This is a genomic window from Curtobacterium sp. MCBA15_008, assembly GCF_001865065.1.
Lineage (GTDB): Bacteria > Actinomycetota > Actinomycetes > Actinomycetales > Microbacteriaceae > Curtobacterium.
This window is the reverse complement of the sequence record NZ_MJGN01000022.1, coordinates 1-17,284: the sequence shown is the minus strand read 5'-3', so window position 1 is coordinate 17,284 and position 17,284 is coordinate 1. Positions and strand designations below refer to the sequence as shown.

Below are 17,284 nucleotides of genomic sequence, written 5' to 3'. Positions count from 1 at the left end.
TGACGGACGCCGCGGAGGCCTCCGCGTACGGTCCCCGGACATGAGCGAACCGACCTCGACCACCACCTTCCGCCCCACGCGCGCGATCGTCACCGGAGCCGAGTCCGGCATCGGTCGAGCGACCGCCGTGGCCCTCGCGGCCGCTGGCATGGACGTCGGAATCACGTACCTGTCCGAGCCCGAGCGCGCGGAGCAGACCGCGGCCGAGGTGCGCGATGCCGGCCGCCGCGTCTTCGTCGAACAGATCGACGTCACGCAGCTCGACCAGGCCGGCGCCGTGATCGACCGCCTCGCCGAGCAGCTCGGCGGGGTGGACGTCATCGTCGCCGACGCGGGGACCGGTGACAACGCGCCGTTCCTCGACCTCACGCTCGACCAGTGGCGGCACACCGTCGCGACGGACCTCGACGGTGCCTTCGTCACCATCCAGGCGGCCGCCCGACGGATGGTCGCGCAGGGCACCGGTGGTCGGGTCATCGGGATCACGAGCGTGCACGAGCACCAGCCCCGGTACGGGTCGGCCGCCTACGACGCCGCCAAGCACGGGCTCGGCGGGCTGCTCAAGACCATCGCGATCGAGCTCGCCGAGCACGGGATCACGGCGAACGCCGTCGCGCCGGGGGAGATCGCCACGCGGATGACCGGCGCCGAGGACCAGGACCCGCACACCATCGCGCGTCCGGGGGTCCCGCTCGGCCGACCCGGCAACGCGTGGGAGATCGCGGCGGCGGTGGCGTTCCTGGCGTCGCCCGCGTCGTCGTACATCACGGGGGTGTCGCTGCCGGTCGACGGCGGCATGCTGCAGATGGGACCGCACGGCGGCTCGCACATCACGTCGGACGAGTGGCGGAGCGCGTAGGGCGGCGCGCGAGGTTCGGGGCCCCCGCAAAACGCAACTCGGGCGGTTTCTCGCAGCGGTACAGCGCTGCGGAGAGCCGCCCGAGTTGCGTTTTGCGCTCACGCGCCGGTCGGCAAGCCCGCTGCGCGGAGGACTGCCTGCAAGCGGCCGGGCGTCCGGACCTCGGTCCAGCCCCAGCGGACGACGCGACGGACCTCGGGGCGCAGGAGCAGCGACTGTTCGCGGGACTTCTCTCGGCGTACCGCGTCCACGTCCTCGTACTTCCCGAGTCCGTCGAACTCGCCGATGATCCCCGCACGTGCCCACCAGAAGTCGACGCGGAACGGTCCGAACGACTGTTGGAGCACCGGCGGTGGAAAGCCGTCCTCGTCGAGTCGGACGCGGCTCACCGAATCTCCGGGTGAGTCCGCGAGCGGGTCGGCGAACCGGAGTGCCCGTCGGCCCTTCGTCATGCCGCGCGGGGACGGCCACGCGGCGAACGCGCGGCCGATCTCGTCGACGTCCGAGAGTCGTTCGCGCAGGACGTGGTCGAGGACGGCGACGGCGTTCTCGAACGACGTGCTCCGGACGGTGTCGACCACGGTCCGGATGAGGGACGTGACGCGCCGACCATCGACCACCACGATCTCGTCAGCGAGGAGCGGTGCCGCGTGACGGACCACCCTGCGACCGGAGTGCGTGGTGCTCAGGAGCGGATCCGTGACGTGCACGCGGCGGTCGAGGCGATCGACGTCGGGGAGCCCCCACAACAGCGCAGCCGATCGGTGTGAGAGCACGCGCCACTCACCGATCGAGGTGACCACTGCCTCCAGTTCGATGCGTGCTCGCTGCTGGACGGAGGCCGCGTGCCACGCCGACTGGTCGACGGCGACACCGTGCGTGACGCGGACGAGTTCACCGCGTCGCACCGCGTGCTGCGAGTGCCGGTCGTCCGAGGTCAGCAGGATGAGTCGTGGTGGTGCGTCCATGCGACGAGCGTGCTCGACGCATCGGCCGGCACGGCGCCACAGGTGGCGATCTGTGGAGAACTCCTGCGCTCCCAGTCCGAGGCCCGCTGAAACGCAACGTCGGCGGCTCCTCGCAGCGGTATGACGCTGCGAGAAACCGCCGACGTTGCGTTTTGCGGGGGTGGCACGGGGCCGGAGCCAGCCGGGTCAGCCGCGGTAGTTCGGCGCCTCGACGACCATCTTGATGTCGTGCGGGTGCGACTCCTTGAGCCCGGCCGCGGTGATGCGGACGAACTTGCCACGCGCCTTCAGCTCCGGCACCGTGCGGCCACCGACGTAGAACATCGACTGCCGCAGGCCGCCGACGAGCTGGTACACGGCGTTCGCGACCGAGCCGCGGTAGGGCACCTGTCCCTCGATGCCCTCGGGGATGAGCTTCTCGTCCGAGGGGACGTCGGCCTGGAAGTACCGGTCCTTCGAGTACGAGGTCTTCTCGCCGCGGGTCTGCAGCGCGCCGAGGGAGCCCATCCCGCGGTACGCCTTGAACTGCTTGCCGCCGACGAAGACCAGGTCGCCCGGAGACTCGTCGGTGCCCGCCAGGAGCGAGCCGAGCATGACCGTGTCGGCACCGGCCACGAGGGCCTTCGCGATGTCGCCCGAGTACTGCAGGCCGCCGTCGGCGATGACCGGCACGCCGGCCTCTCGAGCGGCGAGCGATGCCTCGTACACGGCGGTGACCTGCGGGACGCCGACGCCGGCGACCACGCGGGTGGTGCAGATCGAACCGGGGCCGACGCCCACCTTGACGGCGTCGACGCCCGCGTCGATGAGTGCCTGTGCGCCCTGACGGGTCGCGACGTTGCCGCCGATGACGTCCACGCCGTCGAAGCGCGGGTCGGCCTTCAGGCGACGGACCATGTCGAGCACGCCCTCGCTCTCGCCGTTCGCGGTGTCGACGACGAGCACGTCCACGCCCGCCTCGAGCAGGGCTTCGGCGCGCTGCCAGGCGTCGCCGAAGAACCCGATGGCGGCGCCGACGCGCAGGCGGCCCTCGTCGTCCTTCGTGGCGTCGGGGTACTTCTCGCTCTTGTCGAAGTCCTTCACGGTGATGAGGCCGCGGAGCTTGCCGTCGGCGTCCACCAGGGGCAGCTTCTCGATCTTGTGCTGCGCGAAGATCGCCACCGCTTCCTCGGGGTCGATGCCCTCCATCGCGGTGATGAGCGGGGCCTTCGTCATGACGTCGCGGACGAAGGTCGTCGCCATCTCGAACGGTGCGACGAAGCGCATGTCGCGGTTCGTGATGATCCCGACGAGCGTGCCGTCGCGCTCCACCACCGGCAGGCCGGAGACGCGGAACTGCCCGCAGAGGGCGTCCACCTCGGCGACGGTGGCGTCGGGACGGGTGGTGACCGGGTTGGTGATCATGCCCGACTCGGAGCGCTTCACCTTGTCGACGTAGGCGGCCTGGTCGTCGATGGACATGTTGCGGTGCAGGATGCCGATGCCACCCTGGCGGGCCATGGCGATCGCCATCCGGGCCTCGGTCACGGTGTCCATGGCGGCGGAGAGCAGCGGCACGTTGACCGAGATCCGCTTGGTGAGCCGGGACGTCGTCGACGCCTCGCTCGGGATGACGTCGGTGTGCCCCGGCAGGAGCATGACGTCGTCGTACGTGAGTCCGATGAATCCGAACGGATCCGGCTGGTCCATGGGTCCCCTTCGTGGGCGAGGTGAAGTGGTTGCTCCGAGAACGCGACGACGGGTTTCCGGATAGGACATGCTAACGCGGCCAGGTGCCCCGCCATTCCTCGGGACGAGAGCGGGACGAGACCGGGACGAGCGCGCGACGAGCGCGCGGCGAGAGCACGACGAGAGCGGGGCGAGCGCGCTCACCGGATGAGCCTGCTGCACCGACCGGACGGGCCGAACCCAGTGGATCCGGGGCCGCGCTTCCTGAGGAGGATCACGGTTGCGGCACGATTTCTCCAGGGAACGTGATGGAAACACGGGGGACACAAAAAACCCCTAGGTTCCTCGACTATCCGAACGAGAGGCTCATCCGTGGGTTCCATCACTCCGCCGGGATCAGCGCTGCGGCGCCGGTTCCGCCGAGGAGCGCCAGGTCGCAAGCGCCTGGTCCTCGCCGCAGTACTCTTCCTCGCTTTCCTCGCCACCTTCGCGATCGACTGGGCAGTGGCGCCCGCGGCGCACGCGGCGACGAGCAGTCCGTCCGCCAGCAGCAGCAGCGCCCCGGCGTCGTCGCAGCCATGCACGGTGAGCCCGACCAACGGGTGCATCCAGGGCACGATCCTCGACTCGGAGCGGAAGCCCGCCGAGGGCGTCGACGTGGACGTCACGGGTCCCGGCGGCTTCGACCAGACGGCGACGACCACCGACGCCGGCCGCTGGTCGGTCCGCGTGGACGAGGCCGGCCGCTACACGGTGCGGGTCGACCAGGACAGCCTGCCGAAGGGCCAGTACCTGACCGACGCCGAGGACGCGGACCGCACGGTGAACGCGTCGCTCAACGCCAACTCGGGGCAGATCTTCCAGCTGTCCGACCAGCAGGGAGCGACGACGTCCGAGGCGACCTCGAGCGTCAGCGCCGCCCGCGTCTGGCAGCAGTTCGTCTCCGGGATCCGGCTCGGGCTCCTCATCGCGCTGGCGTCGGTGGGACTCTCGCTCATCTACGGCACCACGGGCCTGTCGAGCTTCTCGCACGGTGAGCAGGTGACCCTCGGTGGCCTCCTCGCCTACCTGTTCGCGAACCAGCTCGGCTGGAACATCTGGCTGACCGGCATCGTCGTCACGCTGCTGTGCGCCGCGACCGGGTGGCTGCAGGACGCCGGCATCTGGCGGCCGCTGCGACGCAAGCGCATCAGCCTGACGCAGCTCATGATCGTGACGATCGGCCTGTCGATCGCCGCCCAGTACGCGTTCCAGTACTTCTTCGGCGCCTCGACGGTCCGCATCCAGCAGGGCAACCCCGAGACGGTCACGTTCGCGGGCATCACCCTCACGGTGCAGTCCTACGTGGCGATGGCGATCGCACTCGTGGTGCTCGTCGCCACCGGGTTGTTCCTCGCGAAGACCCGGTTCGGCCGCGCGACCCGGGCTGTGTCCGACAACCCGGCCCTGGCCAGCGCGTCCGGCATCGACGTCGACCGCGTGATCCGGTTCGTGTGGACGCTCGCCGCCGGCCTCGCGGGGCTCTCCGGCGTGATGCTCGGTCTCGTGCTGAACGGCGTGAACTGGCAGACCGGCCTCCAGCTGCTGCTGCTCATGTTCGCCTCGGTCACGCTCGGCGGCCTCGGCACCGCGTACGGCGCACTCGTCGGTTCGATGATCATCGGCATCGTCGTCGAGCTCACGAACCTCGTGCTCCCCGGTGACTTCAAGTACGCCACCGCCCTCGTGATCCTCATCCTCATCCTGCTGTTCCGGCCGCAGGGCATCTTCGGTCGCGCCGAGCGGATCGGCTAAGGAGCGCCGCCATGGACTACATCCTCAACCTGCTGTCCTCGCTCACCCAGGAGGCACTCGCCCCGACGACGGCAGCGTTCGCGCTCGCCGCGATCGGCCTGAACGTCCACTTCGGACTCACCGGTCTCATCAACATGGGCCAGGCGGCGTTCCTGCTGCTCGGCGCCTACGGCTTCGCGATCTCGATCACGAACGGGCTGCCCTTCGTGATGGCGGTCCTGGTCGCCCTGCTGGTGGCCATCGTGTTCGCGATCATCCTCGGCATCCCGACCCTGCGGTTGCGCGGCGACTACCTGGCGATCGTGACGATCTCCGGCGCCGAGATCATCCGCATGGTGGGTCGCTCGAGTCTGCTCACCTCGACGACCGGCGGCTCGAACGGCATCACCGGGTCGAGCTACCGCGATCCGTTCAACGCCCTCAGCCCGCTGCCCGACGGCACCACCACGATCCTGTGGTTCACGTACTCGAACAACGGGGTCAACGGCTGGTGGATCCGCATCGCGGCGTGGGGTCTCGTCGCCCTGTTCACCCTCGTGCTGTTCCTGCTCATGCGCAGCCCGTGGGGCCGTGTCCTGAAGGCCATCCGCGAGGACGAGGACGCCGTCCGCTCCCTCGGCAAGAACGTCTACTCGTACAAGATGCAGGCGCTCGTGTTCGGTGGTGCGCTCGGCGCGATCGCGGGCATCATCTACGTCCTGCCGAGTTCGGTGCAGCCGGACGCGATGGGCCGCTCGATGACGTTCTTCATCTGGACGGCGCTCATCCTCGGTGGTGCTGCGACGGTCTTCGGTCCGGTGCTCGGCTCGGTGCTCTTCTTCGTGCTCCGGCTCCTCATCCGCACCCTGGCCGGCGACTTCATCCCGAACTCGATCATGAACGCGCAGCAGGCGGAGCAGTTCTCCTACGTGCTCGTCGGCGTCGCGCTCATGCTCCTCATCGTGTTCCGTCCACAGGGACTCCTCGGCAACAAGAAGGAGCTGACGTTCAGTGTCTGAGTACAGCCACCCCAAGGCCGACCCGATCCTGGTGGTCGACGACGTCACCCGCCACTTCGGCGGCATGACCGCGGTCGACGTCGACCACCTCGAGGTCCAGCGCGGCTCGATCACGGCCCTCATCGGCCCGAACGGCGCCGGCAAGACGACGTTCTTCAACCTGCTCACGGGGTTCGACAAGCCGAGCCCCGGCGCGAAGACGCGCTTCGACGGCGCGACGCTGCAGAAGACGAGTGCGACCCACATCGCGAACAAGGGCATGGTCCGCACGTTCCAGCTCACCAAGGCCCTGAGCCGTCTGACGGTGATGCAGAACATGCTGCTCGGTGCCCGTGACCAGCCGGGCGAGAACTTCTTCGCCGCGCTGATCAAGCCGGTGTGGGCGAAGCGCGAGCGGGAGATCACCGCGAAGGCCGAGGAGCTCCTCGCCCGCTTCAAGCTCGACGACAAGGCGGACGACTACGCCGGGTCGCTGTCCGGGGGGCAGCGGAAGCTCCTCGAGATGGCCCGGGCGCTCATGTCCGACCCGACGATGATCATGCTCGACGAGCCGATGGCGGGCGTGAACCCGGCGCTCACCCAGTCGCTCCTCGGGCACATCAAGTCCCTCCGCGACGACGGCATGACCGTGCTGTTCGTCGAGCACGACATGCACATGGTCCGGCACATCTCGGACTGGGTCGTCGTGATGGCCGAGGGCAAGGTCGTCGCCGAGGGCCCGGCCGACACGGTGATGGACGACCGCGCGGTCATCGACGCGTACCTCGGTGCGCACCACGACACCGACCTCGGTGACGACTCGCTCCTCAACGAGGAGACCTACGAGGAGCTCGCCGAGGAAGTAGCCGAAGAAGACGAGCAGGAGGCGACCCGATGACGGACGCGACGGACCCCACGAACGCGAGCAGCGCCTCCAGTCCGGAAGCGGCGCAGGCCGGCACGGCCACCCTGCACCGCGAGCCGGTGCTGAGCGCGAAGAACCTCGTCGCCGGGTACCTGCCGGGCGTCAACATCCTGAACGGCTGCGACCTCGACTGCTACCCGGGCGAGCTCATCGGCATCATCGGCCCGAACGGGGCGGGGAAGTCGACGCTCCTCAAGGCGCTGTTCGGCCTGGTGTCCGTCCGCGAGGGATCGGTGACCCTGCAGGGCGAGGACATCACGAACCTCAAGGCGAACAAGCTCGTGCAGGCCGGCGTCGGCTTCGTCCCCCAGACGAACAACGTCTTCCCGTCGCTCTCCATCGAGGAGAACCTGCAGATGGGGCTGTACCTGCGGCCCAAGAAGTTCGCCGAGCGGCTCGAGGTCATCTACGACCTGTTCCCCGTCCTCGGGCAGCGCAAGGGCCAGCGGGCCGGGTCGCTGTCGGGCGGTGAGCGGCAGTCGGTCGCGATGGCGCGCGCGCTGATGATGGACCCGAAGGTGCTCCTGCTCGACGAGCCGTCGGCCGGTCTGTCGCCGGTGCGGCAGGACGAGACGTTCATCCGCACGCGCCGGATCAACAAGGCCGGTGTGTCGATCGTGATGGTGGAGCAGAACGCGCGACGCTGTCTGCAGATCTGCGATCGTGGGTACGTGCTCGACCAGGGGCGGAACGCGTACTCGGGCACCGGGAAGGAGCTCGCCGACGACCCGAAGGTCATCGAGCTCTACCTGGGGACGCTCGCCAAGGACGTCGACTCCGCTCGCTGAGCGGGCAGAGTCGACTCGTGGGTGCCGCTGTGGGGGCGACATCCGCACCGAGGAGGGTCGTGCGATTGACGCTCAGCGCCGCACGGCCCTCCTCCTCACGCAGCGTCCCGCCCCCGGCAGGTGCGGCTGACGGCCTGGAGGCGCGGCTCGCCCCCGCAGGGTCGGTATCGTTCCGGACGTGCGCACCCCCGGACCCCTCGTGCTCGACGCCCTCGTCTGGCTGGTGTTCGCCGCGCTCTTCGTCGGTGCCGCACTCCTGGTGAAGGTCGCCGCGGCGCTCCTCGGGGTCCTCGTGGTGCTGGCGCTCCTGCTCGGCCTGGTGCTCCGGGCGCTGCGGAAGCGCCGGGCCCGTCCGCGCCCGCCGCGCTGAGCCCCGTCGGCCGACCCCGGCGCTGTACCGGCCGCCCGTGTCACCCGGGGGACACGACCGCTAGGCTTGCCGGGTGAGTGAAGTCGAGATCGGTGCAGGCAAGCGCGGACGTCGGGCGTACGCGTTCGACGACATCGCGGTGGTCCCCTCGCGACGGACGCGCGACCCGCAGGACGTCAGCGTGCAGTGGTCGATCGACGCGTTCACGTTCGAGTCGCCGATCCTGTCGGCCCCGATGGACTCCGTCGCCTCGCCGGCCACGGTCATCCAGATGGGCAAGCTCGGCATGCTGGGCGTGCTCGACCTCGAGGGGCTCTGGACCCGCTACGAGGACCCGGCGCCCTACTACGACGAGATCAAGGCGCTCACCGACGGCAACGTCACGAAGCGCATGCAGGAGATCTACTCCGAGCCGGTCAAGGCCGAGCTGATCACCGCGCGCCTGGCCGAGATCCGTGCCGCCGGGGTCCCCGTCGCCGGGTCGCTCAGCCCGCAGCGCACGCAGGAGTTCTCGCAGACCGTCGTCGACGCCGGTGTCGACCTGTTCGTGATCCGCGGCACGACGGTGTCGGCCGAGCACGTGTCGCAGAACACCGAGCCCCTCAACCTCAAGAAGTTCATCTACGAGCTCGACGTCCCGGTGATCGTGGGCGGTGCCTCCACCTACACGGCGGCGCTGCACCTCATGCGCACCGGTGCCGCCGGTGTCCTCGTCGGCTTCGGCGGTGGCGCCGCCTCGACGACCCGTGCGGCGCTCGGCATCCACGCCCCGATGGCCACGGCCGTCGCGGACATCGCCGGCGCTCGCCGCGACTACATGGACGAGTCCGGCGGCCGGTACGTGCACGTCATCGCCGACGGCGGGCTCGACACCGCGGGCGACGTCGTGAAGGCGATCGCGATGGGCGCCGACGCCGTCATGCTCGGCACCGCGCTGGCCCGTGCGGCCGAGGCACCGGGCGGCGGCTTCCACTGGGGTGCCGAGGCGCACCACCCGGAGCTGCCCCGCGGCCGCCGGGTCGAGGTGGGCACGATCGCCCCGCTCGAGAACGTCCTGCACGGCCCGACGCCGACGTGGGACGGCCGCGCGAACATCGTCGGCGCACTGCGTCGGTCGATGGCGACGACCGGATACTCCGACGTCAAGGAGTTCCAGCGAGTAGAAGTGGTCGTGGCGCCGTACCACCAGCACTGACGGTGGCACCCGTGCAGCGTCACGGGTGACGCCTCGGCGCCGACGCTGACACGGAGGCGACGATGGCGACGACCAGCAGCACCAGCACGTCCAGCGCGACCAGGCCCGCGCGGCCGGCGGGACCCGCACCGGGGGTCGGGTTCGACCCCTCGGCGAAGCTCGGCCCGGACGAACGCGACGCCGCGATCGAGGCGCTGAAGACCAAGGAGCTCGACGTCCTGGTGATCGGCGGCGGGATCGTCGGCGGGGGCAGTGCGCTCGACGCCGTGACCCGCGGCCTGAGCGTCGGCATCGTCGAGGCCCGCGACTGGGGTTCGGGCACGTCCAGCCGGTCGTCGAAGCTTGTGCACGGTGGCATCCGCTACCTCGAGCAGCTCAACTTCGCGCTCGTGCGCGAGGCCCTCATCGAACGCGGGCTGCTCCTGCAGCGGATCGCGCCGCACCTGGTGAAGCCGGTGCGCTTCCTGTACCCGCTCAACCACCGCGTGTGGGAGCGGTTCTACATCGGCATCGGCATGGCGATGTACGACGTGTTCAGCTGGAGCGGCGGACGCCCGCCGGGGGTCCCGCACCACCGACACCTCAGCCGCACCCAGGTGCTCAAGAACATGCCGGGCCTGAAGAAGGACGCCTTCGTGGGCGGCATGACCTACTACGACGCCCAGGTCGACGACGCCCGCTACGTCGCGTCGCTCGTCCGCACCGCCGCCTCGTACGGCGCGCACGCCGCGGCCCGGGTCCGGATCGAGGGCTTCATCAAGGTCGGGGAGCGGGTCGTCGGAGCGCACGCGCACGACATCCAGACCGGCGAGAAGTTCGACATCCGGGCGAAGCAGGTCGTGAACGCGACGGGCGTCTGGACCGACGACACCCAGGCCATGATCGGCACACGCGGGCAGTTCAAGGTGCGGTCGTCGAAGGGCGTGCACCTGGTGATCCCGCGCGACCGGTTCCAGTCGAACACGGGCATGATCCTCCGCACCGAGAAGAGCGTGCTGTTCGTGATCCCGTGGGGCCGGCACTGGCTCGTCGGCACCACCGACACCGACTGGTACCTCGACAAGGCGCACCCGGCGGCCACGGCTGCGGACATCGACTACATCCTCGAGCACGTCAACAAGGTGCTCGCGGTGCCGCTCACGCGCGAGGACGTCGAGGGCGTCTACGCGGGACTCCGACCGCTCCTGGCGGGGGAGTCCGAGCAGACGTCGAAGCTCAGCCGTGAGCACGTCGTCGCGCACACCGTGCCGGGGCTCGTGGTGGTCGCCGGCGGCAAGTGGACGACCTACCGCGTGATGGGCAAGGACGCCATCGACGAGGCCGTCGCCGCGATGGACGGCAAGATCCCCGGCTCGACGACGGAGGACATCCCGCTGCTCGGCGCCGAGGGCTACCCGGCCGCGTGGAACCGCCGTGGGCGCACCGCACGCAGCTTCGGCGTGCACAAGGTCCGCATCGAGCACCTCCTCAACCGGTACGGCACCCTCGCGACCGAGGTCCTGCAGCTCGTCCAGCAGGACCCGTCCCTCGCCGAGCCGCTGCCCGGGGCCGACGACTACATCGGGGCGGAGGTCGTGTACGCCGCCTCGCACGAGGGGGCTCTGCACCTGGAGGACGTCCTCGCCCGCCGCACGCGCATCTCGATCGAGGCGTGGGACCGTGGCGAGTCCGCTGCCCCCGTCGCCGCCCGGCTGATGGCCGACGTGCTCGGCTGGGACCAGGAGACCACCGAGAACGAGGTGTCGAACTACCTCAAGCGGGTCGCTGCCGAGCGGGAGTCGCAGCTGCAGCCGGACGACGAGTCCGCCGACCGGGTGCGGCTCGAGGCGCCGGACATCGCGTTCGGCTTCGACGAGGACGACGTCGTGGTCGGAGGCGGACGATCGAGCGGTGCGGAGGGCGCGAAGGCGTCCGACGACCAGGTGGTCGGCGAGAAGACGACCGAACCGGAGTAGGGCCGACCCCGGTCGGACGCGACCGGCGTCGACGACGGGTGTCGCGCCTCCAGGCTGACGAACGGACTGGAGGCGCGACCCGCTTCCGTCAGGCGACCCGCGGTCCCGACGTGGCCCGGAGGGCGCGTCGCCGCTCGCCGAACACGATCACCACCGGGATCGCGACCAATGCGACCAGGCTCGTGACGTACAGGACACCGGCCCAGGCGGTGTGGGCGCCGCCGCTGACCCCGTAGGCGTCGGCGACGTCCATGCCGAGCTGGAAGCCGGCGGCGAAGAACGGGACCGCACCCGCCGCGATGATCCCGAGCATCCAGGCGACGACGAAGTGCGGTTCCACGCGCCGCCACAGCGTCACCGTCGCCACCACGATCGCCAGCGCGACACCGATCGCCGCCGTGACGAGGACGGCGACGACGTCACCGCGGACGTCGAACCCCTGCCGTTCGAGGTGCGCGTGGATCGCACCGAGCGAGGTGCCCGGCACCGCCGCGAGCGGATCCAGCACGAGTTGCTGCACCGCGAGCAAGGCCGCGTACACCGTCACGACCAGCACCCCGACGACGGCCACGACGATCCGTGTTCTCCCCATCCACAGAACTCTAGTGAGCGGAATGCGCGGGCGGTCCTGGTGGTTATCATCGGGGTACTCGAAAAGGGAGCCATCATGGTCGACGTCCATCGCGTCAAACTCCCCGGAGTCGGCGTGCTGCACAGCTTCTACACCGACGACGGTGGCAAGTGCGGTGTCATCACGCACCGGTCGGGGCACTCCGACCTCATCTCGTTCGCCGACGTCTCCGACGGCGCGGACAAGTCCGAGAAGGTCTCGCTCCGCCTCAGTGAGGACGAAGCGCACACCCTCGCCGAACTGCTCGGAGGCACCCGGATCACCGAGGGCCTCGACAAGCTCGACGAGATCCCGGGTCTGTCGATCGACTGGTTCTCGGTCGACTACGACGACGCCATCGCGGGCAAGCCCCTCGGCGACCTGCACGACTCGGGCTTCATCGGCCTCACCGTCGTCGCGGTCGTCCGCGGCGACAGCGCGAACCCGGCGCCGTCCTCGGACTTCGTCGTCTTCCCCGGCGACACGATCGTCGTCGCCGGTGCCCCGGAGAAGGTCGCCAAGGCGTTCTCGTTCTACCGCAGCGGACAGCTCGCGGCCGCGGCCGCCGAGGCGCCGCCCAGGAGCTGACCCCCGGTGCACCTGGGTGGTGAGCTGCTGACCATCGGCGGCCTGTTCCTCATCGCCTACGTCCTCGGACGACTGGGCAAGACCATCGGCCTGCCCGCGATCCCGATCTACATGATCGTCGGACTCATCGCGAGTCCGCACACCCCGTGGATCGGGCTGAGCGTCGAGTCGCACACGATCGAGCTCATCGCGACGTTCGGGCTGATCCTGCTGCTCTTCAACCTCGGGTTGGAGTTCGACCAAGAGGAGTTCTACGGCAACGCCGGCAAGCTCCTCGTGTCCGGCGGCACCTACGTCGCGATCAACATGGGCGTCGGGTTCGCCTTCGGGTTCTCGCTCGGGTGGGGAACGCGCGAGGCCCTGATCATCGCGGGCATGACGGCGACCTCGTCGAGCGCGATCGTCACGAAGCTCCTCATCGAGCTGCGACGACTCGCCAACGACGAGACGCCGATGATCCTCGGCGTGACCGTCATCGAGGACGTCTTCATCGCGATCTACCTCGCGATCGTCTCCGTGGTGCTCTCCGGCGACACGAACATCTGGGCGGTGGTCGGCAAGCTCGGCCTGGCGTTCGGGTTCCTCATCGTGATGTTCACCCTCGCCCGGTTCGCGGGCAAGTGGGTGTCGAAGATCTTCGCCACCCGCGACGACGAGCTCTTCACGGTGCTGTTCTTCGGCCTCGCGGTGATGTTCGGCGGCATCGGCGACCTGCTCGGGGTCACCGACGCGATCGGCGCGTTCGTGATCGGCCTGCTCTGCGGTGCCACGCGCTACCGCGACCGCATCGAACAGCTCGCACTCCCGATGCGCGACGTCTTCGCGGCGTTCTTCTTCGTGAACTTCGGCCTCGGGCTCGACCTGTCCACGTTCGGCGAGGTCCTCTGGCCCGTGCTCGGCGCCATCGGCATGACGGTCGTGCTGAACGCCGTCGCCGGGCAGATCGTGGCGCGCATGAACGGCTTCAACGTCCAGCAGGGCATCAACACCGCGGTCATCCTGGTGAACCGCGGCGAGTTCGCCCTGATCCTCGCGACGCTCTCGGCCGCCGCCGGGCTCGAAGCGCGGATCACCGCCTTCGCCGGTCTCTACGTCCTCGTGATGGCGATCCTCGGGCCGCTCCTCGCGGTGAACTCCGACCGCATCGGACGCCTGGTCGTGCGCCCGGCGCGCGTCTCGCGGCTGCGCTCCCGACTGCGCGCCCGGCTCGGCCGGTCCAGCGTCACGCTGCCGGCCGGCCCGGCCCTCGACGAGGCCGTCGACACCGCTGCAGAGGCCGGCGTCGCCGACCAGGACGCCGCGGCCGCCGCCCGTCGGGCCGAACGCGACCGCCAGTTCGCCGAGGAGTTCGCCCTCGTGGAGGCAGCGGGCAAGGAAGACCGCGACAATGGGTCCCTGGAGCCGGACGACGAACCCGTGACGTCGTCCGTCGAGATCCCCGCCGAGCGTCCCGAACGCCCGGTGCGACAGCGCGATCCGGAGTACTGATACGAATGTGGGCCGTAGCCCGACGACCGAGGTGGATCGCGCTGCTGTTGCTGGCGCTCGTGCTCGCGGCGGTGTTCGCGGGGCTGGGCAAGTGGCAGCTCGAGCGAAGCATCGCCAACGGCAAACCGCTGCCGGAGACCACCGAGACCCGCAAGACGCTCGACGCGGTGACGAAGCCGATGCAGCCCGCGACGGAGACGCTCGCCGGGCAGAAGGTCACCGTCACCGGCACCTTCGTCGCCGGTGACACCACCGTCCTGACCGGGCGCAGTGGGGGCGGCACCTACCAGACCGTCGGGCACCTGGTCGATGCCGGCAGCGGGGCGAGCCTGCCGGTCGTCATCGGCTGGTCCGACCGGCGGAGCGACGCGGTCGCCGGTGGGAACCGCCTGACCGACGGTGCGCGCATGACCGTCGAGGGGCGCTACTACCCGGCCGAGTCACCCGACCAGGACACCTACGACAAGGGCGAGTACTCCGCGGTCGCACCCGCGCGGTTCGTGAACACTTGGAAGTCCTTCGACGACCGGATGTACCTCGGATACGTGGTCGCCGACGGCGCCACCGCGAAGGCCGCCGACCTCGGCACCATCGCCGACCGAGCCCCCACGCGCGAGGTCCAGTTCGACTGGCTCAACCTCTTCTACGCGATCGAATGGGTCGTGTTCGCGGGGTTTGCCGTCTTCCTCTGGTACCGCTTCGTGAAGGACGCCTGGGAGCGCGAGCAAGAGGACGAGCGCGATGCCGCCCTCGCCGCCGAAGCCGCTGCGCTCCGACGGTAGGATGGCCGATATGGCTCTGACCGTCCGAACCCGCGACATCCCGAAGATCCCGGGCGCGGTGAAGTGGTACCGCGTCTCCGCGTACATCACCGGTGTGCTGCTGCTGGCCCTCGTGATCGAGGTCATCATCAAGTACACGCCGCTCCAGCTCGAGATGCAGCTCGGCAACGGTCCGTTCTTCGTGCCGAACGGCACCGCCGGTGAAGCACCGGGCACGTTCAACCTGTCGATCGCGATCCTCATCGCGCACGGCTGGCTCTACGTCCTGTACCTGTTCACCGACTTCCGCCTCTGGAGCATCATGCGCTGGAGGCCGTCCCGCTTCCTGCTCATCGCCCTGGGCGGCATCATCCCCTTCATGTCCTTCGTGGTGGAGCACCGCATGCAGCAGAAGGCCATGGACACCTACCACGAGCTGACCGCTGCCCAGCAGCGTGAGAAGGAGGCCGCTCGGTGAGCGAGACCGAACAGCGTCCCGTCCTGGTCGTCGACTTCGGAGCCCAGTACGCGCAGCTCATCGCGCGTCGGGTCCGCGAAGCGAACGTCTACAGCGAGATCGTCCCGCACTCGATCACGGCGGAGGAGATCCGCGCGAAGGACCCGGCGGCGATCGTGCTGTCCGGCGGTCCGTCGTCCGTGTACGAGACCGGGGCGCCCGCGCTCGACGGCGACATCCTCGAGCTCGGCGTCCCCGTGCTCGGCATCTGCTACGGCTTCCAGGCCATGGCGTCCGCGCTCGGCGGCGAGGTCGCGAACACCGGCCTCCGCGAGTACGGCTCGACGTCAGTCGACGTCACCGGGACCGACAGCGTCCTGCTCGGCGGCCAGCCCGAGACGCAGGTGACCTGGATGTCGCACGGCGACTCCGTGGCGAAGGCGCCGGAGGGCTTCGAGGTCCTCGCATCGAGCGCCTCCACCCCGGTCGCCGCGTTCGCGTCCGATGAGCGCAAGCTCTACGGCGTGCAGTGGCACCCCGAGGTCAAGCACTCCGTGTTCGGCCAGGCCGTCCTCGAGAACTTCCTGCACCGTGCCGCCGGGCTCCCCGGCGACTGGAACTCCGCGAACGTCATCGAGGAGCAGGTCGCCCGCATCAAGGAGCAGGTCGGGTCCGCGCGGGTCATCGCCGGACTCTCCGGTGGTGTCGACTCCGCCGTCGCCGCAGCCCTGGTGCACAAGGCCGTCGGCGACCAGCTGACCTGCGTCTTCGTCGACCACGGGCTCCTCCGTGCCGACGAGCGCAAGCAGGTGGAAGAGGACTACGTCGCCTCCACCGGTGTGCGGCTCATCACGATCGACGCCGAGCAGCAGTTCCTCGACGCCCTCGCCGGGGTCAGCGACCCGGAGCAGAAGCGCAAGATCATCGGGCGCGAGTTCATCCGCACGTTCGAGGGCGCGGCCGAGGCCCTGGTGCTCGAGGCGCAGGCTTCCGACTCTGACGCCGAGGTCAAGTTCCTCGTGCAGGGCACCCTCTACCCCGACGTCGTCGAGTCCGGCGGCGGAGCGGGTACCGCGAACATCAAGTCGCACCACAACGTCGGCGGCCTGCCCGACGACATGACGTTCGAGCTCGTCGAGCCGCTGCGCACCCTGTTCAAGGACGAGGTCCGTGCGGTCGGTCGCGAGCTCGGGCTGCCCGAGGTCATCGTCGGCCGCCAGCCGTTCCCCGGCCCGGGGCTCGGCATCCGCATCGTCGGCGAGGTCACGAAGGACCGCCTCGAGCTGCTCCGCGCGGCCGACAAGATCGCGCGTGAAGAGCTCACCGCGGCCGGCCTCGACGAGGAGATCTGGCAGTGCCCGGTCGTCCTGCTCGCCGATGTCCGCTCCGTGGGCGTCCAGGGTGACGGTCGCACGTACGGGCACCCCATCGTGCTGCGTCCGGTCTCGTCGGAGGACGCCATGACCGCCGACTGGACCCGTCTGCCGTACGACACCCTCGCGAAGATCTCGAACCGCATCACGAACGAGGTGCCCGACGTGAACCGTGTCGTGCTCGATGTCACGTCGAAGCCGCCGGGGACGATCGAGTGGGAGTGACCCTCCCGCGCTGACGAGGCCCGGCACGCATCTCGCGTGCCGGGCCTCTCCGCGTCCGGCTCCGCTCCGCTCCGCCCCGCCCCGCCCCGCCCCGCCCCGCTCCGCTCGAGATCGCACAATCGGTCACTCTCGACGTCGGTCGGAGGCACATCGTGCGATCTCGGCGCCCCGCACGCGGCGTGTCGTGCGCCCTCGCGCCCGACACTCGCCCGCGACGCCCGGCCACCCCGCCCGGGCCACTCCGCCCGCGCCAGCCGCCCGCACCGTCCGCGCCCGGCCGGTG

At 69.8% G+C, this 17,284-nt stretch carries 16 protein-coding genes; 13 read left to right on the top strand and 3 right to left on the bottom strand.

Annotated elements, in window-relative coordinates; translation table 11 throughout:
- Positions 1–40: 40 nt before the first annotated feature.
- A complete protein-coding gene (locus tag BIU96_RS10150; RefSeq protein ID WP_071292503.1) occupies positions 41–859 on the top strand; it encodes an SDR family oxidoreductase in 819 nt (272 codons plus the stop codon).
- Positions 860–957: 98 nt separating this feature from the next.
- Here BIU96_RS10150 and BIU96_RS10145 read toward each other — a convergent pair whose 3' ends face one another.
- Together BIU96_RS10145 and guaB are read right to left on the bottom strand one after the other, a co-directional pair.
- Positions 958–1,827: a hypothetical protein gene (locus BIU96_RS10145; RefSeq protein ID WP_071292502.1), complete on the bottom strand. Its 870-nt coding sequence runs from the start codon at positions 1,825–1,827 to the stop codon at positions 958–960.
- Between the two features lie 186 nt (positions 1,828–2,013).
- Entirely contained in the window at positions 2,014–3,516 is a 1,503-nt protein-coding gene (guaB, locus tag BIU96_RS10140; protein WP_071292501.1) for an IMP dehydrogenase, read from the bottom strand.
- A gap of 564 nt (positions 3,517–4,080) precedes the next feature.
- Here guaB and BIU96_RS10135 point away from each other — a divergent pair.
- From BIU96_RS10135 to BIU96_RS10105, 7 genes are all read left to right on the top strand, one after another.
- Entirely contained in the window at positions 4,081–5,289 is a 1,209-nt protein-coding gene (locus BIU96_RS10135; RefSeq protein ID WP_254786079.1) for a branched-chain amino acid ABC transporter permease, read from the top strand.
- 11 nt (positions 5,290–5,300) lie between these two features.
- Positions 5,301–6,287 (top strand): branched-chain amino acid ABC transporter permease, encoded by a 987-nt coding sequence (locus BIU96_RS10130; protein WP_071292500.1) that lies wholly within the window; start codon positions 5,301–5,303, stop codon positions 6,285–6,287.
- Positions 6,280–7,164 carry an ABC transporter ATP-binding protein gene (locus tag BIU96_RS10125; RefSeq protein ID WP_071292499.1) on the top strand — a complete coding sequence of 295 codons (885 nt, stop codon included), beginning with the start codon at positions 6,280–6,282 and terminating at the stop codon, positions 7,162–7,164. Before BIU96_RS10130 ends, BIU96_RS10125 begins: the two co-directional genes overlap by 8 nt.
- Positions 7,161–7,979: an ABC transporter ATP-binding protein gene (locus BIU96_RS10120; RefSeq protein ID WP_071292498.1), complete on the top strand. Its 819-nt coding sequence runs from the start codon at positions 7,161–7,163 to the stop codon at positions 7,977–7,979. The genes BIU96_RS10125 and BIU96_RS10120 overlap by 4 nt, the downstream gene beginning before the upstream one ends.
- A 178-nt stretch (positions 7,980–8,157) precedes the next feature.
- Entirely contained in the window at positions 8,158–8,349 is a 192-nt protein-coding gene (locus BIU96_RS19825; RefSeq protein ID WP_071292497.1) for a hypothetical protein, read from the top strand.
- Positions 8,350–8,422: 73 nt separating this feature from the next.
- Positions 8,423–9,544, top strand: coding sequence for a GuaB3 family IMP dehydrogenase-related protein (locus BIU96_RS10110; RefSeq protein ID WP_071292496.1), 1,122 nt, complete (start codon positions 8,423–8,425; stop codon positions 9,542–9,544).
- Positions 9,545–9,606: 62 nt separating this feature from the next.
- Entirely contained in the window at positions 9,607–11,499 is a 1,893-nt protein-coding gene (locus BIU96_RS10105; RefSeq protein ID WP_071292495.1) for a glycerol-3-phosphate dehydrogenase/oxidase, read from the top strand.
- Positions 11,500–11,587: 88 nt separating this feature from the next.
- On the opposite strand, the gene BIU96_RS10100 is transcribed toward BIU96_RS10105, so the two are convergent.
- Positions 11,588–12,091, bottom strand: coding sequence for a hypothetical protein (locus BIU96_RS10100; RefSeq protein ID WP_071292494.1), 504 nt, complete (start codon positions 12,089–12,091; stop codon positions 11,588–11,590).
- Between the two features lie 75 nt (positions 12,092–12,166).
- Between BIU96_RS10100 and BIU96_RS10095 the strand changes: the two genes are divergently transcribed.
- Genes BIU96_RS10095 through guaA form a run of 5 tightly spaced genes read left to right on the top strand, consistent with a single transcriptional unit; the run spans position 12,167 to position 17,001 of the window.
- Positions 12,167–12,697, top strand: a complete 531-nt coding sequence (locus BIU96_RS10095; protein ID WP_071292493.1) for a cation:proton antiporter regulatory subunit — start codon at positions 12,167–12,169, stop codon at positions 12,695–12,697.
- Positions 12,698–12,703: 6 nt separating this feature from the next.
- Positions 12,704–14,185 carry a cation:proton antiporter gene (locus BIU96_RS10090; RefSeq protein ID WP_071292492.1) on the top strand — a complete coding sequence of 494 codons (1,482 nt, stop codon included), beginning with the start codon at positions 12,704–12,706 and terminating at the stop codon, positions 14,183–14,185.
- Between the two features lie 47 nt (positions 14,186–14,232).
- On the top strand, positions 14,233–14,967 hold the full coding sequence (locus tag BIU96_RS10085) for an SURF1 family cytochrome oxidase biogenesis protein (RefSeq protein ID WP_175477511.1): 735 nt from the start codon (positions 14,233–14,235) through the stop codon (positions 14,965–14,967).
- A 10-nt stretch (positions 14,968–14,977) separates the two neighbouring features.
- Complete coding sequence (locus BIU96_RS10080) at positions 14,978–15,424, top strand: DUF3817 domain-containing protein (protein WP_071292490.1); 447 nt, start codon at positions 14,978–14,980, stop codon at positions 15,422–15,424.
- Entirely contained in the window at positions 15,421–17,001 is a 1,581-nt protein-coding gene (gene guaA, locus BIU96_RS10075; protein WP_071292489.1) for a glutamine-hydrolyzing GMP synthase, read from the top strand. The genes BIU96_RS10080 and guaA overlap by 4 nt, the downstream gene beginning before the upstream one ends.
- Positions 17,002–17,284 lie beyond the last annotated feature (283 nt).